This is a genomic window from Candidatus Methanoliparum sp. LAM-1 (genome assembly GCF_020885915.1).
Lineage (GTDB): Archaea > Halobacteriota > Methanoliparia > Methanoliparales > Methanoliparaceae > Methanoliparum > Methanoliparum thermophilum.
Genome location: NZ_AP025251.1, coordinates 1,042,047 through 1,066,358 on the forward strand (window position 1 = coordinate 1,042,047; position 24,312 = coordinate 1,066,358).

25 protein-coding genes, 2 tRNA genes and 1 pseudogene are annotated in these 24,312 nt (G+C 34.6%); 18 read left to right on the forward strand and 10 right to left on the reverse strand.

Annotated elements, in window-relative coordinates; translation table 11 throughout:
- Positions 1 to 2 precede the first annotated feature (2 nt).
- The 4 genes from LPC15_RS05715 to argB all read left to right on the forward strand — a co-directional run bounded on the left by LPC15_RS05715 (position 3) and on the right by argB (position 4,327).
- Positions 3 to 377: a hypothetical protein gene (locus tag LPC15_RS05715; RefSeq protein WP_229234409.1), complete on the forward strand. Its 375-nt coding sequence runs from the start codon at positions 3 to 5 to the stop codon at positions 375 to 377.
- 15 nt (positions 378 to 392) lie between these two features.
- On the forward strand, positions 393 to 2,147 hold the full coding sequence (locus tag LPC15_RS05720; RefSeq protein ID WP_229234410.1) for a ribosome biogenesis/translation initiation ATPase RLI: 1,755 nt from the start codon (positions 393 to 395) through the stop codon (positions 2,145 to 2,147).
- Positions 2,148 to 2,282: 135 nt separating this feature from the next.
- Complete coding sequence (argJ, locus tag LPC15_RS05725) at positions 2,283 to 3,455, forward strand: bifunctional ornithine acetyltransferase/N-acetylglutamate synthase (RefSeq protein ID WP_229234411.1); 1,173 nt, start codon at positions 2,283 to 2,285, stop codon at positions 3,453 to 3,455.
- 59 nt (positions 3,456 to 3,514) lie between these two features.
- The gene (argB, locus tag LPC15_RS05730) at positions 3,515 to 4,327 is read left to right on the forward strand and encodes an acetylglutamate kinase (protein ID WP_420709510.1); all 813 of its coding nucleotides are present in this window, start codon (positions 3,515 to 3,517) and stop codon (positions 4,325 to 4,327) included.
- Positions 4,328 to 4,386: 59 nt separating this feature from the next.
- Here argB and LPC15_RS05735 read toward each other — a convergent pair whose 3' ends face one another.
- The 9 genes and pseudogenes from LPC15_RS05735 to LPC15_RS05770 all read right to left on the reverse strand — a co-directional run bounded on the left by LPC15_RS05735 (position 4,387) and on the right by LPC15_RS05770 (position 10,759).
- Positions 4,387 to 5,514, reverse strand: a complete 1,128-nt coding sequence (locus LPC15_RS05735) for an amidohydrolase family protein (protein ID WP_229234413.1) — start codon at positions 5,512 to 5,514, stop codon at positions 4,387 to 4,389.
- 67 nt (positions 5,515 to 5,581) lie between these two features.
- Positions 5,582 to 5,752 (reverse strand): annotated as a pseudogene (locus LPC15_RS07080) (DUF1646 family protein); the annotation flags it as partial.
- Positions 5,746 to 5,976 (reverse strand): DUF1646 family protein, encoded by a 231-nt coding sequence (locus LPC15_RS07085; protein WP_420709472.1) that lies wholly within the window; start codon positions 5,974 to 5,976, stop codon positions 5,746 to 5,748. The pseudogene LPC15_RS07080 and the gene LPC15_RS07085, both read right to left, overlap by 7 nt.
- A 129-nt stretch (positions 5,977 to 6,105) precedes the next feature.
- A tRNA-Arg gene (locus LPC15_RS05745) sits at positions 6,106 to 6,178 on the reverse strand.
- An 84-nt stretch (positions 6,179 to 6,262) separates the two neighbouring features.
- Complete coding sequence (locus tag LPC15_RS05750) at positions 6,263 to 7,870, reverse strand: tRNA uridine(34) 5-carboxymethylaminomethyl modification radical SAM/GNAT enzyme Elp3 (RefSeq protein ID WP_229234415.1); 1,608 nt, start codon at positions 7,868 to 7,870, stop codon at positions 6,263 to 6,265.
- A 6-nt stretch (positions 7,871 to 7,876) separates the two neighbouring features.
- On the reverse strand, positions 7,877 to 8,377 hold the full coding sequence (locus LPC15_RS05755; protein WP_229234416.1) for a hypothetical protein: 501 nt from the start codon (positions 8,375 to 8,377) through the stop codon (positions 7,877 to 7,879).
- A gap of 1 nt (position 8,378) precedes the next feature.
- On the reverse strand, positions 8,379 to 9,626 hold the full coding sequence (locus LPC15_RS05760) for a 3-isopropylmalate dehydratase large subunit (RefSeq protein WP_229234417.1): 1,248 nt from the start codon (positions 9,624 to 9,626) through the stop codon (positions 8,379 to 8,381).
- Between the two features lie 183 nt (positions 9,627 to 9,809).
- On the reverse strand, positions 9,810 to 10,250 hold the full coding sequence (locus LPC15_RS05765; protein WP_229234418.1) for an LEA type 2 family protein: 441 nt from the start codon (positions 10,248 to 10,250) through the stop codon (positions 9,810 to 9,812).
- Positions 10,251 to 10,552: 302 nt separating this feature from the next.
- Positions 10,553 to 10,759 carry a cold-shock protein gene (locus LPC15_RS05770; protein WP_229234419.1) on the reverse strand — a complete coding sequence of 69 codons (207 nt, stop codon included), beginning with the start codon at positions 10,757 to 10,759 and terminating at the stop codon, positions 10,553 to 10,555.
- Between the two features lie 426 nt (positions 10,760 to 11,185).
- Here LPC15_RS05770 and LPC15_RS05775 point away from each other — a divergent pair.
- From LPC15_RS05775 to LPC15_RS05800, 6 genes are all read left to right on the forward strand, one after another.
- Positions 11,186 to 11,260: transfer RNA gene (locus tag LPC15_RS05775), tRNA-Pro, on the forward strand.
- A 111-nt stretch (positions 11,261 to 11,371) separates the two neighbouring features.
- Complete coding sequence (gene larA, locus LPC15_RS05780; protein WP_229234420.1) at positions 11,372 to 12,628, forward strand: nickel-dependent lactate racemase; 1,257 nt, start codon at positions 11,372 to 11,374, stop codon at positions 12,626 to 12,628.
- Between the two features lie 6 nt (positions 12,629 to 12,634).
- Positions 12,635 to 13,858 (forward strand): TIGR00300 family protein, encoded by a 1,224-nt coding sequence (locus tag LPC15_RS05785; RefSeq protein WP_229234421.1) that lies wholly within the window; start codon positions 12,635 to 12,637, stop codon positions 13,856 to 13,858.
- A gap of 199 nt (positions 13,859 to 14,057) precedes the next feature.
- A complete protein-coding gene (gene lonB / locus LPC15_RS05790) occupies positions 14,058 to 15,998 on the forward strand; it encodes an ATP-dependent protease LonB (protein ID WP_229234422.1) in 1,941 nt (646 codons plus the stop codon).
- A complete protein-coding gene (locus tag LPC15_RS05795; RefSeq protein ID WP_229234423.1) occupies positions 15,988 to 17,304 on the forward strand; it encodes a TldD/PmbA family protein in 1,317 nt (438 codons plus the stop codon). Before lonB ends, LPC15_RS05795 begins: the two co-directional genes overlap by 11 nt.
- A complete protein-coding gene (locus tag LPC15_RS05800) occupies positions 17,291 to 18,637 on the forward strand; it encodes a TldD/PmbA family protein (protein ID WP_229234424.1) in 1,347 nt (448 codons plus the stop codon). Before LPC15_RS05795 ends, LPC15_RS05800 begins: the two co-directional genes overlap by 14 nt.
- Positions 18,638 to 18,721: 84 nt before the next feature.
- On the opposite strand, the gene LPC15_RS05805 is transcribed toward LPC15_RS05800, so the two are convergent.
- On the reverse strand, positions 18,722 to 19,819 hold the full coding sequence (locus LPC15_RS05805) for a 4Fe-4S binding protein (RefSeq protein ID WP_229234425.1): 1,098 nt from the start codon (positions 19,817 to 19,819) through the stop codon (positions 18,722 to 18,724).
- 165 nt (positions 19,820 to 19,984) lie between these two features.
- On the opposite strand from LPC15_RS05805, the gene priS reads away from it, so the two are divergent.
- The 8 genes from priS (at position 19,985) to LPC15_RS05845 (ending at position 24,301) form a co-directional block, all read left to right on the forward strand.
- Entirely contained in the window at positions 19,985 to 21,178 is a 1,194-nt protein-coding gene (gene priS, locus LPC15_RS05810) for a DNA primase catalytic subunit PriS (protein WP_229234426.1), read from the forward strand.
- 22 nt (positions 21,179 to 21,200) lie between these two features.
- The gene (locus LPC15_RS05815; protein WP_229234427.1) at positions 21,201 to 21,839 is read left to right on the forward strand and encodes a hypothetical protein; all 639 of its coding nucleotides are present in this window, start codon (positions 21,201 to 21,203) and stop codon (positions 21,837 to 21,839) included.
- 1 nt (position 21,840) lies between these two features.
- Positions 21,841 to 22,119, forward strand: coding sequence for a 50S ribosomal protein L44e (locus LPC15_RS05820; protein ID WP_420709473.1), 279 nt, complete (start codon positions 21,841 to 21,843; stop codon positions 22,117 to 22,119).
- 17 nt (positions 22,120 to 22,136) lie between these two features.
- Positions 22,137 to 22,304 (forward strand): 30S ribosomal protein S27e, encoded by a 168-nt coding sequence (locus LPC15_RS05825; protein ID WP_229234429.1) that lies wholly within the window; start codon positions 22,137 to 22,139, stop codon positions 22,302 to 22,304.
- Entirely contained in the window at positions 22,301 to 23,089 is a 789-nt protein-coding gene (locus LPC15_RS05830; RefSeq protein ID WP_229234430.1) for a translation initiation factor IF-2 subunit alpha, read from the forward strand. The genes LPC15_RS05825 and LPC15_RS05830 overlap by 4 nt, the downstream gene beginning before the upstream one ends.
- Before the next feature lie 52 nt (positions 23,090 to 23,141).
- Positions 23,142 to 23,327, forward strand: coding sequence for a nucleolar RNA-binding Nop10p family protein (locus tag LPC15_RS05835; protein ID WP_229234431.1), 186 nt, complete (start codon positions 23,142 to 23,144; stop codon positions 23,325 to 23,327).
- Positions 23,314 to 24,078 carry a proteasome assembly chaperone family protein gene (locus LPC15_RS05840; RefSeq protein WP_229234432.1) on the forward strand — a complete coding sequence of 255 codons (765 nt, stop codon included), beginning with the start codon at positions 23,314 to 23,316 and terminating at the stop codon, positions 24,076 to 24,078. Before LPC15_RS05835 ends, LPC15_RS05840 begins: the two co-directional genes overlap by 14 nt.
- Before the next feature lie 79 nt (positions 24,079 to 24,157).
- Positions 24,158 to 24,301, forward strand: a complete 144-nt coding sequence (locus LPC15_RS05845) for a hypothetical protein (protein WP_229234433.1) — start codon at positions 24,158 to 24,160, stop codon at positions 24,299 to 24,301.
- Positions 24,302 to 24,312: the final 11 nt, after the last annotated feature.

Consider the following 24,312-nt stretch of genomic DNA (forward strand, 5'->3'; position numbering starts at 1 on the left):
GTTTGGCGAAAAAAGGTAGAGTTAAAGGAAAAAGGGATTATAAAAGGGATGGCGAGTTAAAAAAGACCCAGAGAGAGAGAAAAAAAGGTGAAGAAGAGATTGTTGTCACAGGACGTAGAGCGTATCTTGAGAACGTATATAAAACCATGGTACCTACCGCTTTTGGAGTGATCGGCGGTGCTATTTCGATTGTATCTATCTTTAAAAATTTTGCTTTTAATGCCGTCTTGTTAGTTATATTTTTAATATTAGTAGAACGATATATCGCTCTACCTCGTCTTGTAGTCAGCAAATTTATGGTAAAAGATTGGTTTTATATCTCCGTAATGACTTTTTTAGCATGGTACATATCATTTACGATATTTTTAAACGTATAATTGGTGTTTATCATAATGAGGATTGCAGTATTAGATAGAAATCTTTGTCAGCCTAGAAAATGTTCTAAGGAGTGTTTTAAATACTGTCCTAAAGTTAGAACAGGAGATGAGACGATAATATTCGATGAAGATGACCGACCTATAATCTCAGAAATATTATGCGTCGGTTGTGGCATCTGTATTAAAAAATGTCCTGCCGAAGCGATAAAGATTGTCAATCTGCCTGAAAAATTAAAGACGCAGGAAGTTCATCGATTTGGAGAGAACGGATTCGCCCTTTTTGGTCTTCCTATCCCTCATAAAGGTAGTGTTGTAGGGATACTCGGATCGAACGGTATCGGTAAAAGTACCTCTATCAAAATTCTAACAGGTAATTTAAGACCAAACTTGGGAAAAAAGGAGGGTGTAAATAAAAAAGAATTATTAAAGTATTTTGCAGGATCGGAGCTTCAAAATTATTTTAAAAATCTGATCGAGGGCAAGATCAGATGTTCTCATAAAATACAGAATATAGATTTATTTCAAAAATTCTACGGTAAAGTATCATCCTTTTTGAAAAAAGAGAGCGAAAGAAGCGATGAAGATATTGAAAAAATAGTTGAATTACTCGATTTAAAGAGTGCTTATAATAGAAACGTTTCTGACCTAAGTGGAGGTGAACTACAGAGAGTTGCAATCGCAGTATCACTTCTCAAGGATGTTGATTTCTACTTTTTTGATGAGGTGACTCCTTTTTTGGATATATTTCAACGAATAAAGATTGCAAATATAATACAGATGCTCTCACAGAGTAATAATGTCTTGATTGTAGAGCATGATCTAGCCATACTCGATCTCTTGACGGATACCATCCAGATAATCTATGGAGAGCCAGGAGTATACGGTATAACGACAAAACCCATTGGTAGCAGATCGGCAATAAACCAGTATATAGATGGGTATCTCAAAAATGAGAATATAAGGATAAGAGATAAGAGTATAAGATTTGAGGTTCGAGCTCCAAGATCCAACGTAGAGTTAGAAATTTTGAAAAAATTTGATCAAATTTATAAAAGATACGAAGGATTTTCTCTTGAAGTAACCCCGGGTGAGTTCAGAAAAGGAGAGATAATCGGAGGAGTAGGGCCTAATGCTATAGGAAAGAGTACTTTTGCTAAATTATTTGCAGGAGTTATAAAACCTACTGAAGGAGAGCTAGATTTCGGGTTAAAGGTATCTTATAAGCCACAATACGTAAAAGGAGATTCTGATACCCTTGTATCGGATGTATTAAGCACGTATACGCTGGATAACCAATTTTATGAGATGTATCTAAAACCGCTGAGGTTAGATCTATTGATGAATAAAAAGTTGTCTGTACTCAGTGGAGGAGAGCTTCAAAGGGTTGCTATAGTCTTATGCCTAATCAGAGATGCTGATATGTATATACTCGACGAACCAAGCGCGCATTTAGATGTAGAGGAGAGAATACAGATAAGCAAGATTATAAGACGGTCTATAGAGGATAGAAAGGCAACAGCCCTGGTCATAGATCATGATATATATCTGATCGATCTTGTAAGCGATAGACTCTTAGTATTTTTGGGAAATCCTGGGATTAAAGGTAAGACATCTGGTCCATTAGAGATGAAAGATGGTATGAATTTGTTCTTAAAGATGCTGGGTATAACTTTCAGGCGAGATGAAGAGACTAAAAGACCACGGATAAACAAGTTAAACTCGAGGTTGGATAGAGAACAGAAAGAGAGAGGAGAGTATTATTATGCATGAAAACCTTCGGTTCTTCACTCTTCAAAGAAGTGCTACGAATCAAACATTCGTAACTCACAAATCTTTGATTTGTGATGCAGGAACCTTGGTTCTGCAGAGTTGAAAAACAGGTATTAGTTTGACAAGGAGTATAATATGGGTCTTATAACGTTAAAAGGTGGAATCTGTGCAGTAGAAGGGGTTAAAGCTAATGGTATTAAAGAAAAAAAGAAAGGTTTAAGTATTATTCTTGCTGAAGGATGTTCTGCAGGGGTATTTACCACGAATAAAATAAAAGCTGCTCCTGTTGTTTTAACGGAAAAAAATCTTGCACTTAAAGGCAGGCTTAGAGGAGTTATTGCCAATAGTGGATCTGCGAATGCTTTTACTGGAGAAGAAGGATACAAAGATGCTATAAAAATGGCTAAGTTGCTTGCAGATAGAATAGATTCGCCTATAGACGAGATCGGTCTGTTATCAACTGGTGTTATAGGCGAGAGGATAGACCTTTGCTGGATCGAAAAAAATTTTGATAAGGTCTTTTCAGGTTTAGACTCTTCAGAGGAGTCTTCTAAATTTGCAAACAGAGGTATAATGACCACAGACACAAAAGAAAAAGATTTTGCGGTCGAATATAACGATATGAGGGTAGGAGGTATTGCAAAAGGTTCAGGCATGATAGCCCCAAATATGGCTACGATGTTATCTCTTATCTATACCGATGCAGATTTTTCTTCTAAGGTCTTAAAAAGATGCCTGTTTAAGGCGGTGGATAAAAGTTTCAATATGTTGAGTATAGATGGCGATATGAGCACGAACGATACGGTGATCATCACATCGACTAATGCTCTATCCGCAAAAGAGGATGAGTTTCAAGATGCTCTTGATATAGTATGTATAGAACTGGCTAAAAAGATTGCAGAAGATGGAGAAGGTGCAACAAAATATATAGAGGCTCATGTTAAGGGAGCGATAGATAAAACAGATGCAAAACGAGCAGCAAAATCAATTATAGAGTCAAATTTAGTAAAGACTGCAATATTTGGTGGTGATCCAAATTGGGGGAGGATTGTCGCTGCTGTAGGGTATTCGGGCGCAAAAGTGGACGAAAATAAGATATCCCTTCTCATGCATGCGGGAGGAATAGATGAAGACATCATCATAGATGGAAGCGTACAACGATTTAATGAAGACAACCTTAAATATATAATGTCAAAAGATAGAATATTTATAGAGGTAGATTTAGGCAAAGGAAGAGAAGAAGCAACCGCTTTTGGTTGTGATCTTAGTTATGATTACGTAAAAATAAATGGAGCGTATAGAACTTGAGTACGGATAATGGGTACAAGATAGAAAATGTGTTGATAGAGGCGCTTCCATACGTACAGATGTTGAGAGACGCAAAGATACTGATAAAGATTGGCGGGCATGCAATAATCGATCGTAAGATAATGGAGAGTGTGGTACGAGATGTGGTCTTTTTAAGGTGTGTAGGAGCAAAACCGATAATAGTACACGGTGGTGGACCAGAAATAACGCATAATATGGAGAAATTTGGAAAAAAACCAGTTTTTATAGATGGATTAAGAGTAACAGACGACGAAACTCTTGAAATAGCAGAGATGGTCCTTGTTGGAAGGATTAACACAGATATTGTTAGATATATAGTGAAATATGGGGGGAAAGGAGTTGGATTATCAGGGATAGATGGTCTCTTAATATCTGCTAAAAAGATAGGAAAAGTTTTGAACGAAAAAGATAAAAAAGAGGTTGATTTAGGATTGGTTGGAGAAATAGAAAAGGTTAATACAGAAATACTGGAGATAAGCATAAATAATGGGTATATTCCTGTTGTATCACCGATCGCTACCGACTTTCATGGAAACCATTTTAATATAAATGCCGATAATATGGCAGGAGAAATAGCTGCAGAGGTAAAAGCAAAAAAGCTGATACTATTGACGAATGTTCCTGGCGTGATAAAAGATGATAAAGTGATATCTGATCTTTCCACCGAGATGGTGGAGTCTCTAATAAAAGATAAGATTGTGACGGGTGGAATGATCCCGAAACTGAATGCCTCTATAAATGCGGTTAGAAAAGGTGTAGATAAGGCACACATACTCGATGGATCGAGACCGCATTCTCTACTTCTGGAGTTGTTTACAGATGAAGGAATAGGAAGCATGGTCCATATATAACTCTGGTATCTTTATATTAATCGATCTCAAGAATAGGATTTATCTTTATTTTCTATCCTTTATTCTATATCAATGACGTTACCTTCACATACGCAGGTCTTAACTCTCGATTCTAACGAGAAAGGATCACCATCCCATAATAGCAAAGAGGCGATTTTACCTTCTTCGATGGTACCAAGATCTTTTAATCCTAAAATATCTGCAGTCTCCTTGGTTATCAAGGATATAGCCCGTTCTTTCCGCATATCAAACCTTAGAAAATGTCTTAATTGAAGAAAAAGGTCTCTTTGGAGCATAACAGGATGATCTGTCATCAAACCAAATTTTGGGCTGACTTTAATAAGGTTTTTAATGTTTCTCCAAGAACTATGTTTCAATTCTACTTTAGAGGCAAATGAATCGATAGGTCCATAAATTACGGGAATATTTGAGTTTTTTATCATCGTCCATGTCTCTTCAAGATAGACGTCTCCGCAATGGTTTGCAATAACATTAAGACCGAACTCGTCTGCAAGTTTTTTTAAAACAATGATATCGTCGCTTTTATGAACATGCACCATAAGAGGAGGTTTGTCATCAATAATTTGTATTAGATGCTCAGTAGTAGGATCGATCTCTTCTATATCCTTTTTTCCCTTTTTTAATAAATCTCTTGCCTTGATTGCTTTATAAAGTTCTCTTCTTAACAATCCGATAGCACCCATCCTTGTTGTAGGCCGTTCTCCCTTCCAATCATGTGTTGATCTAGGATTGTAACCCAACGCTGCTTTAATACCTATCTCACAAAACAAGGCATCTTCTATGTTCGTACGCCAGTTTCTTATCAAGGCTGTTCTGCCTCCTATTATGTTTCCGCTTCCTGGCATGACGTGTGAGTACAATACACCAAACTCTAAGCTCTCTTTGAATGAGAGGTCATCCATATAGATCGAGTTTATAACGTTGTTCAAAGGAGATATCGGTTGGAGTTCGTCGTTTGTCTCCCCTTCGTAGTATGGTTCTCCTGATCTTTCAAGACCTATGTGACAATGTCCATCTATGAAAGCAGGTGTCACAATCCCCTCACCTATTATCTCACAATCTGGTTTCTTATCTGTTATATCTACTATCCTTTTGTTGAAGACGATATATACATCTTTTTTGGTATTGATACCATCATAAAGAAGAGCTGCTTTTAAAGATTTCATAATACTCACTCTTGCTTTATTTTTTTGTTTATATCGATCTAACATACATCATATAAAGATTTTATGCTCAAGTAGGTAGAAATAAAATCACAAAATATATGACTAAGAATATAAAACCCATTGGTACGCCTATTTTAGCCCATTCTTTTCCGGATATATTTAATTTATTCGCACAGACTATATTTGGAATATTTTCAGGAATAAGCATACCTCCAGAGATTAATAAGCTTATTAAAATTGGGAGATTGTAAGTGAGATTATTCCCATTAAAAGAAAGAAAGGCTCCATATTCCTGCCTATCTTCTTTGATAGAATAGGTAACAAAAACATTAAGACAAGAGTTGTAAATAGACCGATCGTACAAAAAAGCGGAAAAATTACTTGATGAGATCTTAATATTATAGGTATAATAGAGGGTAGATTTACTATATCAAACAGGCTTATCTGAAGAAATCCTATCATTTTTGTTACTTCTTGATACCAATCAAGACATTAAAGATTGTGTAATAACTAGTTCTATTAAAATAAATATTTATAATTAATAGGGACTTGACCTATATAAAGACAAAATCATAATAATAAAAGGTAAAACGGGCGCGGGGGGATTCGAACCCCCGATCTACGGCTTAGGAGGCCGTCGCCTTATCCTCTGGGCCACGCGTCCTTGAATATGCAGAACTACGTTCCTGCATCACAAATCGAAGATTTGTGAGCTACGAAGCAAGGCTTCGTAACATTTGTTTTCATATTAAAGATATTTAGACATATAAATCCCATCACGACTATAACCTAACTTTCGGTAATATTCTCGTACTCCGATACCGCTACATATAACCAATTTTTTAAATCCATTATCTTTTGCTATCTCCTCTGCTTTACTTATCAGTAATCTTCCATAATTCCTGTGTTGCCATATCTTTTTATCTTCATCATCCGATCTCTCGCCTATATTTAACATCTGTCCATATATATGGAGTTCCCTTATTAAAGCCGTATCTTTGTTGATCTCTCTTCTATATGGTGATGCAGGAAATCTTAAACGTGTAAAACCTATGAGTATATCGTTGGCTATATCTTCATAGGATATAAAAAACTCTTCTCCACCAGAACAATCGTATTTTATCAGAGAAAGATCGATATTTTCAGGTTCCTTATCCACATGCCCTACCTCTCTACATCTTATGCATCTGCATCGTTTATTCTCCTTTATTAAAATCTCTTGTGCCATCTGTCTTATATTACTCTTTTTAACTCCATCCACTATATACGGAGCTGGTATATCTCGCTGGATCCTCTGAATTCTAACCCATGGAGGCGTGATCTTTTTTATTTCTGTAATCAATTTTACGGCATCTTCTGTTGAACAAGGTTTATATAACCCTTTTTTCCACCAATCGTATAGTTCTGTTCCTTTTGTAACGAGAGTAGGGTATATCTTTAAATAGTCAGGTTTAAAATCTTCGTTATTATATATCTCATAGAACATATCGTAATCTCTATCAAAATCAGAAGATGGAAGCCCTAGCATCATATGAAAGCCGACTTTCAAGCCACTATCCCTTAACAACCTATTTGCTTTTATAGAATCTTTTACAGTATGTCCTCTCTTAATTTTTTCCAAAATATAGTCATATACAGTTTGAACACCAAGTTCTACCTTTGTTCCGCCTAAATTAAGCATCGTATCTATCTCTTTTTCTCTACAATAATCAGGTCTTGTTTCAAAAGTAATACCAACGTTTCTTATTTTTGCCATCTCATTCTCTACAATTTGGTTTTTATCTTTCTGACCGTGATCTTCATAAAACTCGTTCATAGCTCTCAGACACTCTTTGATAAAATATTCTTGATATGATAGATCTCTCGATGTGAAGGTTCCTCCCATAACGATAAGTTCAACCTTTCCTATCGGGTGCCCTATAGTATAGAGCTGTTCTAATCTATGCCTGACTTGAAGGTAAGGATCATAATTACATTGAGCGCCTCTCAGTGCAGCAGGCTCGAAACCTGTGTAACTTTGAGGAGTATTGTTGGCTAATCCACCTGGACACATAATACATCTTCCATGAGGACAATCAGCAGGAGAGGTCATTACTGCAATAACTGCAACACCACTTATTGTTTTTGTAGGTTTTTTTATTAGATACTTCTTGATACGCTTATCTTTCAGATATTTTAAGATTTCAGAATTTTTTAAGAGTTTATCTACACCAGTCCTCTTCGAAATATCTTTTTTATATCTATTCATCATCTGTTCTACCCTTGTTTTTCCGATATCTCCTTCTATCTCCTCAAATGCTCTACTTGTTATTAACTCATTCACAATTTTCTCTATACTATCTGTTTTATCGACCATTTTTATTTAAAATCCATCATTATTCTTTAAAAATGGTATAAGTCCTCCTGCGTCTAAAATCTTTCTAATATATTCAGGTATAGGTTTGAATTTGTAAATATCACCTTTAGTTAAATTTTTTATCGTTCCTGACTCAAAATCAATCTCCAATTTATCACCCTTGCTTACTTTCTCAGCTATATCGTTGCATTCTATCGCAGGAAGACCGATATTAAAGCAATTCCTGTAAAAAATCCTTGCAAAACTTTCTGCAATTATACAAGAGATGCCACACGCTTTTAAAACCTGTGGTGCCTGTTCTCTACTCGAGCCACATCCAAAATTTTTTGCAGCAACTATTATAGGATCTTTCTTAGATCTTGCATCGTTATAAAAATTTTTATCTATACTTTCAAACGTATGCACAGCTAATTTATTCATATCAAGCTCGTCATATTTATATTTTCCAGATATTATCTCGTCTGTGTTTATATCTGAAGGAAAAACTCTTAATATTTCTGAGGACATCTTAATCACCTTCTGGATAAGTAATCTTACCATTTAGTGCACTTACAGCTGCAGTGGCAGGAGAACAAAGATAAATCTCAGCATTGTTGTTTCCCATTCGTCCTTTAAAATTTCTGTTCTGAGTAGATAACACCACTTCGCCGTCTCCTAATGCTATAGTTCGTCCAATACAGAAACCACAACCAGGAGGACATACGGCAGCACCTGCTTCAACAAAAATATCTATTAATCCATCCTTTATCGCCTTTAACAAGACGTCCCTGCTTGCAGGATATACTACTAACCGGCACTTTGATTTTTTTCCTTTAAGAATCTTTGCAGCAATTCTTAAATCTTCTAACCGTCCATTTGTACAACTTCCAATACAGACCTGATCTATATCCAAACCAGCAAAATCCGATACTGGGGCAACGTTATCCACTTTATGAGGATAGGCAATCATCGGCTCAACATCTTCTGAAACGATGTAAAGTTCATCCCTATATACCGCGTCTTTATCTGGAGATACTTCTTTAAACTCTTTCTCTCTTCCATATCTTCTTAAAAACTCTCTTGTTTTCTCATCTCCTTCCATAATCCCACATTTTGCGCCAACTTCTATTGCCATGTTTGTCATGGTTAATCTAGACTCTATGCTCATATCTTTAATAGTAGATCCTAAAAATTCTAGAGACATATAAGTGGCACCATCCGCACCTATTTTACCTGCTATATATAAAAACAAATCTTTTGAGAAGACATTATGTTTTAAAGCTCCGTTTACTTCTATTTTATATGCTTCCGGTATCTTGAACCAGGTTTTTCCATATATCATTGCCGCGGCTATATCTGTCGATCCCATTCCAGTAGAAAAAGCACCCAACCCGCCATGGGTGCATGTATGGCTATCTGCCCCTACAATCACTTTATACGGAGCTGAAAATTTTTCTAAGACAATCTGATGGCATATTCCGTCACCATTCTCGTATAAGTTCAATCTATTCTCTCTTGCAAATCTTCTCATCATTATATGAACGTTAGACACTTTCTCGCTTGGTGATGGAGATGCATGATCGCATATTACAAGAACTCTGTCTTTATTGAAGACTTTTGTAGTTCCCATCTCCTCCATCTTCTCTATTGCTAAAGGTAGCGTTCCATCGTGGGCAAATGCTAAATCTATCGGTGAAATAATCATATCTCCAGCATAAACGTCTTTTTTTATTTTATTAGATAAAATTTTCTCTACCATTGTCTGTGCTTTATTCATAATGACCTTTTTTAGTTACAGTATAAAGATATTATAAATCTTTTTAAGTTGGATATATGATAAGAAAACATTAGAGCTTGCAAAACATCTATATTAAAAATGATTTTAACAGTAAAAATAAGATAAAAAAATATAATTAATTTAAAAAATATAGTTAATAATTAAAATTAAAGAAGTTTATTATTATGCAGCGAATTTTATATCTACTGTTGTATTCCCAAACGATGCTGTCCCTTTCACGTTATACTTTGCCTGCCCTGTTCTTATAGCATTTGTAATAGCAGATCCAACATCTTCATACTCCAAGACAAGCTTACTATCTATCTTTTTTGTCTGATTTGCTGGAATAATGATCCTTTCTTCTACGTCTCCATCACCGATATGTACATCATTTATATATACGTCATATTCAATCTCATCAAGGTATGCAGTATTATTGCTCGGATTGTATATCTCAAATACGATGTCGAGTGTTGCACTCTTAGCTCCAATAGATCCTACCCTTACATCGACTACACTCACTTCACAGCTTTGCAACGCTTCTTTGTTAAAATACCATAATACTCCGCCTATCACAAGAAGAACTACTATTATTCCTACCACTATCCATCTACCTTTGGCCATTTTCATCACCTTATCAAATATAGATTCATACTTCTTTATCTATGTTTCTATTTTTCTTTTTATGATCAACGTATTTAAAAAAAAACGAGAGATCATCTACCAATTTTTATCTCGCTTACAATCTCTTTTATACAGATGTCTCTATCTATCGTATTTATATAATCTAAATAGGTATTAATTAAATTATAAATACAAAAAGGCAAAATAAAAACTAAAAAGCAAAAACCTTTCTCAGCCCCTCTTCTATCAACTCCTCCAAAATCTTAAAAAGTATCTTTTCTTTTAATCTTTTTATTTTTTACCTATTCTTTTTTGACGTTTTCAGCTTGTAAACCTTTTTTACCACTTACAACTTCTAAACTTACTTTATCTCCCTCATTAAGGGTCTTAAATCCTTCGCCCATAATTGCAGAGAAATGCACAAATATGTCTCCTGTTCCATCATCTAACTCTATAAAACCGTATCCCCTGCTTGGGCTAAACCATTTAACCGTTCCTGTTTTTCGCATTTTTTAACCTTCTATATCATTTGATATTTTACAACACTATAAAATATTATGAGTTTAAAAAGCTTTTGGTTTTGTTGTTGTATCAAATATACTGTAAGTTTTAAATCAAAAAGATTATACTGTTTGAAAGGAACGTGATATAAGAGATAGAGATTGGAAGAAGAATAAAATAACGAAAAATTGGTAAAGATCTCCGCATCTCTTTTATGATATGCTTACAAGGATAAACTGAGCTGAGATAAAAGTTTTAGACTATCAGTTAATAGATCTATTAAATTGTTCGACATAGCATATAATTATACCTATAAATTTAAATAGAAGAATAAATATTTTATTTAAATGCAAAATTAAAGATGTATCTCGAGCAGGATCAAAATTTAAATAAATATTAATATTGATAATAAGATCATGATATTTTATATAAACGGGGTCGTAAGGTAGCCTGGACTATCCTCCCAGCATGGGGCGCTGGAAACCTGAGTTCAAATCTCAGCGACCCCATCAAAAAAACCCGGCCGATGATGAATGATGGGCAGTCTGATTTTAATGATGAAGGTGTTGTACCTGAGGCACGGATTTTTATTATAGTTTTGATAAAGGAGAGAAGTTTTTATGGATAGAATAAAGATACCTTATGGGGATTCTTCTTTAGAGTTAGTTGTAAAAGAAAATATGCAGATTATAAAACCTGTGAAAGAGGCAGGGATGTCTGATACTAAATATTCTAAAGAAAAGATTAAAAGAGCGATAGAAAGACCTTTACAAAGTAAAACGATTGAAGAATTATGCAAAAATAAAGAAAATTGTGTGATTGTAGTAGATGATCAAACGAGGGATACGCCCACAAAATTGATGATAGATGTCTTAGTAGAGATAATAGGAAGATATATACAGGATATAAAGATATTATTCGCAACGGGAACCCATAGAAAACCTACTAATGATGAGATAGAACGGATACTGGGGAAAGATATTTTAAAAAAGGTACAGATAGATCATCATGACTGTGATAATCTAGATAATTTAGCCTTTTTTGGAAAAACATCTTATGGGACGCCAGTTTATATAAATAGAACATATTTATCATCAAATTTGAAAATTATAACTGGAGATATATCGCTTCATTATTATGCAGGGTTTGGTGGTGGAAGGAAGAGTATCATTCCAGGCTTAGCTGGTAGGAATACTATAAAAAAGAACCATAGTCTTCTGTTGGATAAAAATGCATTTATGGGAAATTTAGAAGGTAATCCGGTCCATTTGGATATGTTAGAAATCATAAATATGCGTAACGAATCGTACAAGATATATCCAGATTTTTCATTAAATGTAATAGCGGATAATAAGAAAGAGATAGTTACTGCGGCAGCAGGAGATTTAAATACCGTGTTTGACTATTTAGTGAAGATTGCTAAAAAAATGATGAGTGTTGAGATAAAAGATTGTTTTGATAGTATAATTGTAAGTTCTGGTGGTTATCCAAGAGATATAAACTTATATCAAGCCGTAAAAGCTCTAGAGATGGTTAAACATGGTGTAAAACCTGGAGGAAATATCATTCTAATAGCCGAATGCAAGGAGGGGATCGGAGATTATACGTTTGAAAGATGGATGCATGATTTTGCAAGTCTAGAAGAGACTGAAGAAAAGATTAAGAGTTGTTTTGAGTTAGGTGGGCATAAGGCATATTATTTAAAAAATATTCTAAAACGTAATAAGATATATCTGTTATCAAGGATATATAAAAAAATCATTAAAAAATGGGGCATAATCCCTATTGAGTCTTTAGATGAAGTATCAAACGTTTTAAAAGGTGGTAATGTAGGGATAATACCATCAGCAGATTTTATGATCGTAAAGAAGGAGTGAAATAAGTTGGAAATAGCTGAAATAGAATTAAAAGGCCATATAATAGACTCAGATATATTAAACAAAGTATTTGATACTATAATAGACCTAAACGGCGATTTTGAAGTTAAAGAGTTTAAGATCGGCAAACATAAAAAGGATCCAAGTTATGCAAGAATTTTGATAATATCAGAGATGAGAGAAGTATTAGAAGATATTTTGACTGCTGTTCATAATTTAGGTGCAATAGTCCCAGATATAAATGATGCTATCTGGGAAGAAGCTATAGGGGACAAGATCGTTCCAAGCGGATTTTATACAACCACAAATCATCCTACTTTTGTCAGGATAAATAATAAATGGGTTGAGGTCGAGAATATAGGAATGGATTGTTTAATTACGATAGAAGGATATAGGGCGATATGTAAGCCGATAGACGAGATAAAGAGGGGAGATAAAGTTTTAGTTGGAAGAACAGGAATAAAAGTTGTTCCTCCACCAAGACCTAGAGAGAAAAATCCATTTTTTGGATTTATGACAAATCAAGTATCTTCAGAGAGACCAAATATCTCTTTCGCCAAGAAGATTGCCCAACAGATAGTAAGAATAAAAGAGGATGAGGGTAAGATAACAGTCGTTGGAGGGCCTGCAATCGTCCATACCGGAGCATCAGAGTCTCTCGAATGGATGATACGAAATGGTTTTGTAGATTTGTTATTGGCAGGCAATGCTCTTGCTGTTCATGATATCGAGAAAAGTTTGTATGGAACCTCTTTAGGAATGGATATTGAGAAGGGCGAACCTACTGTAGGCGGAAATAAGAATCATATCTATACGATAAGCGAGATAATAAAGGCAGGATCCATTAAAAATGCCGTAGAGAGAGGCATCCTTAAAAAAGGTATATTTTATGAATGTATAGTTAAAGATATACCATTTGTTCTTGCTGGATCTATAAGAGACGACGGACCTCTTCCTGATACGATAACAGATACTATGGTTGCAAAAAAGATGATGAGAGAAAAGCTTAAATATAGTAACATGGTAATGATGATGGCAACGATGCTTCATTCGATTGCTGTCGGAAATATGTTACCATCATTTGTAGAGACCATCGTAATAGATGTAAACCCATTAGTAATCACCAAGTTGGTAGATAGAGGGTCTATACAGGCGGTGGGTATAGTTGCGGATATAGGATCTTTTTTACCTTTAATGGTATCCGAATTAAGAAAATTGGTCGAGTACTAGATATCAAAGGGATAACAATATAGCAATATTTATTAAAGATGATACTACATTGTAACATATAGAGAGAGATTTTTGAGAAGATTATTATAACCTTTAGATTTAGTGAAGAATAAGGATCAAAGAGATGATCGTTTTTATATAATTTTAAAATTTTGTATTTATAATTTTCATATAGTGATATTTAAAGGATAGGGTATAAATGGAAGATAACAAAATAGAGGAAAAAGGAGATAAAGATGATCTTCTAGGCGGATTGGATATTCAATCTACCAAAGAGATAGATATTCCTAAAAAATTGATCGATCAAGTCATCGGTCAAGAACATGCATCTGAGATAGTAAAAAAAGCAGTTAAGCAGAAGAGACATGTAATGATGATAGGTGATCCTGGAACTGGGAAATCTATGCTGGCAAAGGCTATGGCTGAACTTCTACCTAAAGAAGATCTGGAAGATGTCTTGGTATATAATAATCCAGAGGATTCGAATAATCCAAAAATAAGGATGGTTCCAGCTGGAAAAGGGAAAGATATTGTCAATGCTTATAAAAATGAGGAAAGAAAGGCCTCACAGAGTAGAAATAATCTATCCGTATTAATAATATTGAGTATTGTTGTTTTTGGTATGATATTATCACTACAGGGAAATATAATGGCGTTTTTTTACTCGTTAATTGCTGCAGCATTTATATACATGGCACTGAGATACAATCCATCTAATAGGAAAGATGTAAACATTCCCAAGCTTCTTATATCAAACGCTGATAAAGATACCGCTCCATTTGTAGATGCAACGGGATCTCATGCTGGTGCGCTCTTTGGTGATGTGAGACATGATCCATATCAGTCAGGAGGGTTAGAAACTCCTGCACATATGCGTGTAGAGGCGGGAGCAATACACAAAGCCCATAAAGGTGTATTGTACATAGACGAGATAAATACGCTTGGATTGGAATCACAACAAAATCTTCTTACTGCTTTACAGGAAGGAAAATATCCGATAACAGGACAATCAGAAAGAAGCTCTGGAGCTATGGTAAAGACAGATCCTGTACCATGTGATTTTATAATGGTCTGTGCAGGTAACATGGATGCCGTAAAAGGTATGCATCCTGCTTTAAGATCGAGGATCAAGGGGGATGGATACGAGATATATATGAGAAATACGATAGATGATACACCAGAAAATAGAAGAAAGCTGGTCAGGTATATTGCGCAAGAGATAAAGAATGATGGTAAAATACCTCCTTTCGATAGAAGTGCTATCAGTGAGATAATATTAGAGGCACAGAGAAGATCAGGAAGAAAAAATAACTTGACTTTGATGTTAAGAGATTTAGGCGGGTTGATACGTGCATCAGGAGATATTGCACTGGAAGAGAAGGCAGATATGGTATCTGCAAGACATGTAATCAAGGCAAAAAAGATAGCACAGTCGGTAGAACAGCAGGTAGTCAAACAATATGTAGAGATGAGAAAAGATTATAAATTATTCAACAAAGAAGGAGTAGAAGTTGGACGGGTCAACGGTCTCGCTGTGGTTGGAAACGATGCAGGTATCGTATTACCAATAGTAGCGGAGGTAACACCTGCCCAATCTAAAGAAGAGGGTAAGATAATCGCTACTGGTAAGCTCAGACAAATAGCAAGAGAGGCCGTACAAAACGTCTCTGCCATAATAAAAATTATGGATGGCGAATATATATCGAATAAAGATATACATATACAGTTTATTGGTACCTATGAAGGAGTAGAAGGAGACTCAGCAAGCATTTCAGTGGCTACAGCAGTGATATCAGCATTAAGAAATATTCCTGTAGATCAATCTTTAGCAATGACGGGGTCTTTATCTGTTCGGGGAGATGTTCTGCCTATTGGTGGGATTACATATAAAATAGAGGCTGCTATCGCTGCCAATTTAAAAAAAGTTATAGTTCCTAAATCTAATTTAGGAGATATAATGATAACAGAAGAAGATAAGAAAAAGATAGAGATAATACCGGTTAGTACTATGTCAGAGGTATTAAAACATAGCCTGGTTTATCCGTCTAAGACAAAAGTATTCAACAAAATAAAAAAGATCGCCGATGATAGATTGGATGGAGTAATCTCATCATCAATAAGAGATTTACATGCAGGCTGATTTTTGGGATGTTAGGAAGAGTAATACGGAAGATAAGGCATATCTTATCGAGAATGGAGATGTTGAATATATCTCAACCTCTATAGGTTTTTCTGTAGTTGTAAGAGCTTTTTATGACGGAGGATGGGGAGTCGTTTCATCAAATTATGATAGAAAGACGGAAGATTTATTGAAAGATGCAATAAGACTAGCTAAGATCTCATCTAAAAAGGCTAATAAAACGTTTTTAAAGAGATATGAGACTTATACCACTCCAAAAAATTGCTTGATTGGTAAGATGTCAGAAGAGGAGGAGGAAATATCGCTCTTAAAGGAGATAGAACGTAGTTCCAGAGTGGACAAGAGGGTGGCAAGTACTAGGATCGATTATAAATCTACTAAGTTAGATATGGTATATTATAGTGACGATCTTAACGAGGAGTTTTATGAGATGGAAAGGACGAGATATTCGATAGTTGTTCTCTCTAAAGATGGTAATGAACACCAATTTGGATCTGAACGGGATTATATTATAGGGGGGTCAGAGATCTTGGACGGAGAGAAACCATATCTTCTTGCTAAAAAAGCGGCACTTACTTCTTTAGATTTATTGAATGCGTCGTCACCGCCTTCAGGGATGAAGGATGTTATACTTGATCAGAATTTAGGTGGTGTATTCATACACGAGGCGGTTGGTCATGCTACCGAAGCTGATCTTATCTTGGCAGGCAACTCTATATTAAAAGACAAAATTGGTGAAAAGATAGGATCTTTGCTGGTTAATGTATATGACGATCCGTCTATGAAGGAATATGGACACTATCCATTTGATGATGAGGGAATAAGACCTGAGAGGCGTCTTTTAATAAAAGATGGTATCTTGGTGGGGAATATACATAATAGAGAGACGGCATCTTTGATGCATGGAAAGCCAGGCAACGGCAGGGCAGAAGTTGGTGACGTACCGATTCCACGCATGAGTAATACATACATAAAGAATGGAGATATGAATATGGACGAATTATTAGAGATGATAGGTAACGGTGTATATTTATGCGGCTCAAGAGGAGGTGAAGTTAACACAGGAGAAGGGATATTTCATTTTAATGCCGAAAAAGGGTATATAATAAAAGATGGTGAGATCGGAAATATGATAAAAGATGTCTCACTCTCTGGAGATACGCTTACGATATTAAAAAATATAATAGGTGTAGGAAACGATTTGAAAATCAACGGTGGTTATTGTGGCAAAGACGGACAGATCGTTCCTGTTGGTAGTGGCTCTCCACATATCGCGATAAAATCTGTCATAGTTGGAGGCGAGTAAGATAGACCTATTATCATCAGAGGGGCTTAGGCAGTATGCCAAAAAGATCGGTACGGAAGGGATTGAGATATATATATATAAAGAGGAGAGCCTAAGCATAAAAACAAGATGCGAGGCGTTAGAGAGATTCGTTCGAGATTATACCAAAGGTTATGGAATTCGAGTTAGTTTTAATAATAGTTTCGGATTTTCAACTACATCTATCGAGAAAGAGATAGAGGCTCAGATCCTGTCGGCTAAAAAAAATGCAAAGATAAAAGGAAGAGATGAATGGTGGAAAGGTTTCATCAAAGATTACGATCAGAAAGATAAATATAGTTTAGATCTAGGTATATACGATAAAAAAGTAGAAGAATTAGACGAAGAAGATATGATGGAGTTTGTAGACGAGATAAACAACGGGATTGGATCTATAAAAGGAGTAAATCCTGTAAGTAATAGTATCTTCAAGTCTAATAGTAAGATTAGGATAATAAATTCAGAGGGCATAGATAAAGAGTCAGAAACGACGATGATATACGGTTTTTCTGATGTAATAATATCTAACGACAAAAATAATTCATCTTCAGCATATGAATTTGATGTATCACATAACAACAACATAGATTTTTTTAAGATTGGAGAAAATGCTGCTAAGATGGCAAAAGAGTCTATGAACGGAAAAAAAATAGATTCTAAAGAATATGATATCATATTATGCCCTTTTGCCGTTTCAGATTTGTTTGATAATATATTTGTAAATAACATAAAAGGCGACGAGGTGTTAAAGGGCAGGTCTCATTTTACCAACGATATCGGTTCGTCTGTAAGTAATGCAGGATTAAACATAGTAGATAATGGGTTATATTATGGAGGGATAGGAAGTTCTCTTTTCGATGATGAGGGAGTAAATAGTCTTGAAAATATTATAATAGATGACGGTATATTGAAAGGATTCATTTATGATAATTATACTGCAGGAAAGATAGGCAAGAAGAGTACTGGTAACGCTATAAGGGATAGTTACGCTTCTATTCCAAGGATAGATATAAGAAACTTGATAATTAATCATAAGGAAAAAGGCAACTTGATAGACGAGACGAGAGACGGTATATTGATAAATTCTTTTATTGGTGCGCATACTGCAAACGAGATAACAGGCGACTTTTCTTTAGAGGGAAAAAACTCGTTCAAGATAGAAGATGGCGAGTTGAAATATCCTATAAGATCTTTGATGGTTTACGGAAATTTCTTTGATCTTTTGAATAAAACAGTAATGTGCGGAAAAGATCAAAGAAAGATCTTTAATATAATCACACCATCTTTACTTGTTAAAGATGTAAAAGTTATATAATTACATTCATGTCGATAAAACTAAGCAACTAAAACCATAGAAAGATCCCAAAAAAACATTTATAAAAAGTAAAAAAGGTAGGTCTTATACGATCTCCAATAATTCAGGAACCTCTTTTATTATCGTTTTTTTCCGTATTTCTGGTCCATACAACTTCATTGCATTACCTGGACAATAATTCACACAGAGACCACACCCAGAACAAGCATCTTCATCCAATATATAGACCATCCCATTGACTATCTTTAAGACCTTGCCTCGTACAGGACACGCAACGACACAATCACCACATGCATGGCATTTTTCTACATCTATTTTTCTCTGTTTAAGCGGAGGGCGTTTATTTTTATTTTTTCTTCTCTCTAATGCCTCGCTCCACGGACCGACAATCCCTTTATCAAAATATTCAATATCTACTTTAATTGCATTTACTGGACAGACTAGTTCACATTTTCCACAGTAGATACAATAATCGTTGAATTTTGCCTCGCCTACCTCTCGATGATAGTTTACTAAAAGATTGATACCTGCTACATTCTCTCCTATTAGAATGGGATCCACAGCATCCCACAACTGCGTCTTAACAGCAAAAGAGATATTATTGGTAGGACAAGCATCGATACATGTTCCACATCCGTCACATAGTTCTTGGTCGATTTTGATACTTCCACGCGCAGGTTTTCTGACTGATATAACCTTAGCATCGCAACAAGCTGCCTCGCATCTAGCACAATATATACATAAATCTTCATCTCGTCTTACCAATCCCTCTTTGGTTTTAGTAATCCGTCCTTCAGGTATTTCAAAGATTAAAGAGTCTCTTGGACAAGCATCCAAGCATTTTAGACAACGTTCGCATTTATCGATAAAATCTGCTGAAAAATCTCCTGATACGATGGATTTATATTTTATCCCATTTATATCCAGTTCCAATGCATTGAAAGGGCAGATAGTAGTACATGTCTTACAAAACACACATCTATCCATATCAATAACAATATCGTTCTTCTTTTCTGCACCGACTGCTACCATAGATATGGCATCCTGTGGGCATGAGATGGCACAACTTCCACAGCCGCTGCATTTTGCATAATCTAGTGTCAGTCTTCTCGTCTCTTCAGAAGATCTTCTCTCCCATATAGCTTTATCCTCGAAAGGTAATACAGAAATAACTATTTGCATATCATTTCACCAAATTTATACTATAGTATCACTTACGTATTATTAAAAATTTGTGTTTAAATAGTTTTATTATTTATTCTTTGTAAAATTTTCATGAATTTGATATATATTTATTTATCGATTTGTAATAATTAAGAAAAAGAAAGATAGGATAAAGAGATGGATATGAACGAGGTATCAACTATATACTTAATAAGAAAATTTAATGAATATTATACGAACCTTTTTAAAAATAAAAACTTCCTATCATGTATTCCTCCATCTTTTAACGAGAGAGAATGGGGTTTTATACCTATAAGATATAAAAGAATGTGGAGGCATCTCTCATTTCAAAATTTAGGTGAGATGGAAAAATTTTTTTTAAAAAATACTCCTCTTCATCTTTATTATTCATCCGCCTATTATGAACATCCAGATATTAAAAAAATGAGTGAAAAAGGATGGAAGGGGGCAGATTTGATATTTGATATAGATATGGATATAGAAAACGATTTAAAATATGAAAAAATGCTTTTATTGGCAAAGGATGAAGTTATAAAATTATACGATATTTTAAAGAGTGATTTTGGATTAAATGACATCCAGATTGTCTTTTCAGGAGGAAGAGGATACCATATACACGTAAGAGATAGATCTGTATTAAAGTTAAAAAGTGAAGAAAGAAGAGAAATGATAGATTCTCTCTCTGCAAACTCGTTGAACATAGATAATGTTCTGAAGAAGAGAGAAGTTGTTGGAGACTACGGCATAGAGAGGGGATACTATTATGAGATGGTAGATTCATCATGGGGAGAACGGGTATGGAGTAGTGTTGTAACTTTTCTGGATGAAATAAGAAATATGAGTGAGAATGATGCAATAAAAAAGATCAAAGAGTTAAAAATTGGAAAAAGAGATAAATTTGTGAAGGATTTAAGCAAAAAAGACGCATTAGAGATGTATCAAATGTTAAAAAAATCAAATATTGTTGAATTAATGAAAAAAGATAGAAAAATAACGACGGATAAATTTTTTAAAAACTTAATGGAGCGAATCGTTGAGAACGAATTAAATATGCTTCCTATTAAAATAAATACAGATAATCCTGTAACAACTGATATAAAGAGATTAATAAGGTTGCCTGGGTCTCTACATGGTGGGACTGGATTTCAGGCTAAATTGGTAGATAATATTGATAATTTTGATCCTTTAAACGATGCAATTGTTTTTTCAGATGAGAATAAGAAGATTATATCTATAGTAGATACAGATATATCGATGAAAGACAATAAATATAAGATCAGAAAAGGTGAGAATAAACTCCCTGAATTTGTATGTTTGTTCTTAATATGTAGAGGACTTGCCTATTTAGAAGATTAACAGATAAAAAAGATTGAATAAAATGGATATAATTTTGTTGAAAAACCTGCTTGATAAAGAAAGATCAAAACAGGCACTTCAACCTGTAGATAAAGAGATATATAAAGAGGTAAAAGAATACTTCAGCAGGTTGAAGAGACAGATCAACGAGACTAACAGTACGAGTAAAAAGAGATTTTATCTTATAGATGAGCTCAACAGTGCAGAAAAAATTTTTAATTTTTTTTTTGAGAAAAGATTAGGCAAGATAATAAATATCGCTGCGAGAATGGCAAAAGGAACGGATAGCAAGATCAAAGATTCTGAGTATATCTATAATTTATCTACCGATGAAGAAAAGATATTGGATTTATTAATAAAGAGCATCAAATCTGCAAGAGAAATTATATTAGATACTATATACAAAGAGGGGAATCCTATCTCGATTGAAGATATAAGCAAGAAGAGTGAAAAAATAAATACAGATAAAGCGGTTGATAATATAAAAAATAAAAACACGATCGTACGTGCGATTGAAGATATTCCAGAATTTGTAGATATCGATAGAAAAAAATATATAATACAAAAAGAAGATATCGTAGTCTTATCTGATAAAGTGACAGATATGTTAATAAAAAAAAATATGGTTGTTAAGATAAATGTAATAATAGAGGACGATTAAATTGAAGATGCCTAAGAAGATATATACAAACTGCCCATACTGTAAAAAAAAGACGGAACATACGATAGAAAGAGTTAAAAAGGGCCCTCAATCTGGTTTAAAATGGATTAATAGACAAAAAAGCAGACGGGGCGGTATAGGAAATATGGGGAAATTTTCTAAGGTTCCTGGTGGGGACAAACCTACCAAACGAGTCAATATAAGGTATATATGCAACGAGTGTAAAAAAGCGCATCTCCGTAAAGGCTTCAGGGTATCTAAATTTGAGTTGGAAGAATAATTTATGGAGAATTGACAATGAAAAGTAGATTTTTGAGGGTGAAATGTGTAGATTGCGAGAATGAACAAATTGTGTTTGATAGGGCTACTACAATTGTTAAATGTGCTATCTGTGGAAGAACACTGGCAAAGCCAACAGGAGGAAAAGCACAAATAAATGCAGAGATAAAAGAGGTTTTGGAGTGATTTTAAAAGATAAATGGCCTGAGGTAGGAGAGCTAGTAGTAGGTGTCGTCTCGAGAGTGGAGGATTTTGGGGCTTTTGTCGAATTAGATGATTTTGGAAAGAAGAAAGGATTGATACATATATCCGAGATAGCACCTGGTTGGATTAGACATATAAGAGATCATGTAAAAGAGGGGGAACGAGTAGTCTGTAAAGTTTTAGAGGTAGATCCTAACAGAGGAAGAATTGAACTATCTTTAAAAGATGTCAATGAACATCAGGCAAGAGAAAGGATGCATATATGGAAGAACGAGCAAAAAGCTATAAAATGGCTTGGATTAATTGCCAAAAAATTAGGGAAAGATAAAGATAGTTTTGTTGAGGAGATAGGACAAAAACTTTACGATCACTTTTCAGGAATATATTATGCTTTTGATGAGGCTTTTGAAAAAGGAAGAAAGGCTTTTGATAAATTAGATATAGATGAGGAGATAATTGATGAGATTTTAGCAACGGCACAGACAAATATCAAAACTCCTTTGATGAAAATTTCTACACAGGTAATGCTAAGCACAATTCATCCCGAGGGGATAGAAATAATTAAAAAAGCGTTGAAGAGTGCAAAGAGAGTAACACGACGGAAAGATTTAACGCTTGATATTAGATACATCGGTGCGCCAAGATATTTAATCGTGGTAGAGAGTGCAGATTATAAAAACGCTGAAAAAATTTTAAAAAAAGCTGCCGATAAGGCAATAGAGATTATCAAGATGAACGAAGGAGAAGGGTATATCATAAAGGCTTGATATACTAAATTTTTATTAATACGTAAAAACAAACAATTAATGATTAAAAAAAATGCGATCCAAATTTCGTAAATGTCTTGAATGTAACAGATATACTCTAAAAGAGTATTGTTCGATCTGCAAGAGAAGAACTTTCGATCCAACTCCGGCAAAGTTTTCTCTTGAAGACCGGTATGGAATATATAGAAGAAGATTGAAATACAAAGAGTATTATGGTGGTAAAAATGGATGTAATTAGAAGAGAGATAGAAAAAGTTGATTTAAAAAGCCCTATTTATATAGAGGGTCTTCCAGGAGTGGGATACGTTGGAAAATTGGTAGTAGATCACTTGATTAAAGAATTGCATGCTAAAAAGATTATAGAAATTTATTCGAAGTACTTTCCTCCACAAGTTTTAATCGATAATAACTCAGTAGCACACTTGGTAAAGAATGAGGTTTATGCATGGAAAAACGATAAAGGAGATGATCTTTTATTTCTCGCTGGAGATTTTCAAAGTATCTCCTCAGAAGGACATTATGAATTAACCAATACTTATTTGGATATAGCAGAAGAATATAACGTAAAACGGATATATACGATTGGAGGGTATGGTGTTGGTTATATCCTCGAAAAACCATCCATCATATGTGCAGTAAATAACGAAAGCCTGTTAGATGAGCTAAAAGGTTATAATATCGAATTTAAAAAGGAGGAGCCAGGTGGAGGAATTGTTGGTGCAGCTGGATTGATGCTTGGTTTAGGAGCATTACGCGGTATCGAAGGAATATGTATTATGGGTGTCACATCAGGTTATCTTGTAGATCCGAAGAGTGCACAAGAGGTTATAAAAACACTTTGCCAGATTCTAGATATTGAAATAAGTTTAGAAGATCTAGAAAAACGAGCAGAAGATATGGAAGAGATAATAAAAAAATTGAAAGAGGCAGAATATACTGCAAAAGGTGCTGTAAAGGAGAAAGACGAATCTTTTGGGTATTACATCTAATACTAAACTTATAAAAATATCCTAAAAAAGCTACCCGAAAAGCTCCTTACAGAATTTATTCAGCCAAAAATAGAAAAACATGAATAAGGAACAAAAATTCTATAATGCATTAAAAGTCAGAATAAAATTGCTACTAAGACCAGAGGATGTTTCAAAAGCTCTTCCTGAGTATAAACAATATTGGTTTGATAAGATTGAAAAGATGTTAGAGATGATAGCATGATTAAAAATGCC

Bases quoted from the DNA above. Each gene is read 5' to 3' on its own strand.
- LPC15_RS05720 (WP_229234410.1), top strand. From the start codon at position 393: ATGAGGATTGCAGTATTAGATAGAAATCTTTGTCAGCCTAGAAAATGT.
- argJ (WP_229234411.1), top strand. From the start codon at position 2,283: ATGGGTCTTATAACGTTAAAAGGTGGAATCTGTGCAGTAGAAGGGGTT.
- argB (WP_420709510.1), top strand. From the start codon at position 3,515: ATGTTGAGAGACGCAAAGATACTGATAAAGATTGGCGGGCATGCAATA.
- LPC15_RS05735 (WP_229234413.1), bottom strand. From the start codon at position 5,514: ATGAAATCTTTAAAAGCAGCTCTTCTTTATGATGGTATCAATACCAAA.
- LPC15_RS07085 (WP_420709472.1), bottom strand. From the start codon at position 5,976: ATGATAGGATTTCTTCAGATAAGCCTGTTTGATATAGTAAATCTACCC.
- LPC15_RS05750 (WP_229234415.1), bottom strand. From the start codon at position 7,870: ATGGTCGATAAAACAGATAGTATAGAGAAAATTGTGAATGAGTTAATA.
- LPC15_RS05755 (WP_229234416.1), bottom strand. From the start codon at position 8,377: ATGTCCTCAGAAATATTAAGAGTTTTTCCTTCAGATATAAACACAGAC.
- LPC15_RS05760 (WP_229234417.1), bottom strand. From the start codon at position 9,626: ATGAATAAAGCACAGACAATGGTAGAGAAAATTTTATCTAATAAAATA.
- LPC15_RS05765 (WP_229234418.1), bottom strand. From the start codon at position 10,250: ATGGCCAAAGGTAGATGGATAGTGGTAGGAATAATAGTAGTTCTTCTT.
- LPC15_RS05770 (WP_229234419.1), bottom strand. From the start codon at position 10,759: ATGCGAAAAACAGGAACGGTTAAATGGTTTAGCCCAAGCAGGGGATAC.
- larA (WP_229234420.1), top strand. From the start codon at position 11,372: ATGGATAGAATAAAGATACCTTATGGGGATTCTTCTTTAGAGTTAGTT.
- lonB (WP_229234422.1), top strand. From the start codon at position 14,058: ATGGAAGATAACAAAATAGAGGAAAAAGGAGATAAAGATGATCTTCTA.
- LPC15_RS05795 (WP_229234423.1), top strand. From the start codon at position 15,988: ATGCAGGCTGATTTTTGGGATGTTAGGAAGAGTAATACGGAAGATAAG.
- LPC15_RS05805 (WP_229234425.1), bottom strand. From the start codon at position 19,819: ATGCAAATAGTTATTTCTGTATTACCTTTCGAGGATAAAGCTATATGG.
- priS (WP_229234426.1), top strand. From the start codon at position 19,985: ATGAACGAGGTATCAACTATATACTTAATAAGAAAATTTAATGAATAT.
- LPC15_RS05815 (WP_229234427.1), top strand. From the start codon at position 21,201: ATGGATATAATTTTGTTGAAAAACCTGCTTGATAAAGAAAGATCAAAA.
- LPC15_RS05825 (WP_229234429.1), top strand. From the start codon at position 22,137: ATGAAAAGTAGATTTTTGAGGGTGAAATGTGTAGATTGCGAGAATGAA.
- LPC15_RS05835 (WP_229234431.1), top strand. From the start codon at position 23,142: ATGCGATCCAAATTTCGTAAATGTCTTGAATGTAACAGATATACTCTA.
- LPC15_RS05840 (WP_229234432.1), top strand. From the start codon at position 23,314: ATGGATGTAATTAGAAGAGAGATAGAAAAAGTTGATTTAAAAAGCCCT.
- LPC15_RS05845 (WP_229234433.1), top strand. From the start codon at position 24,158: ATGAATAAGGAACAAAAATTCTATAATGCATTAAAAGTCAGAATAAAA.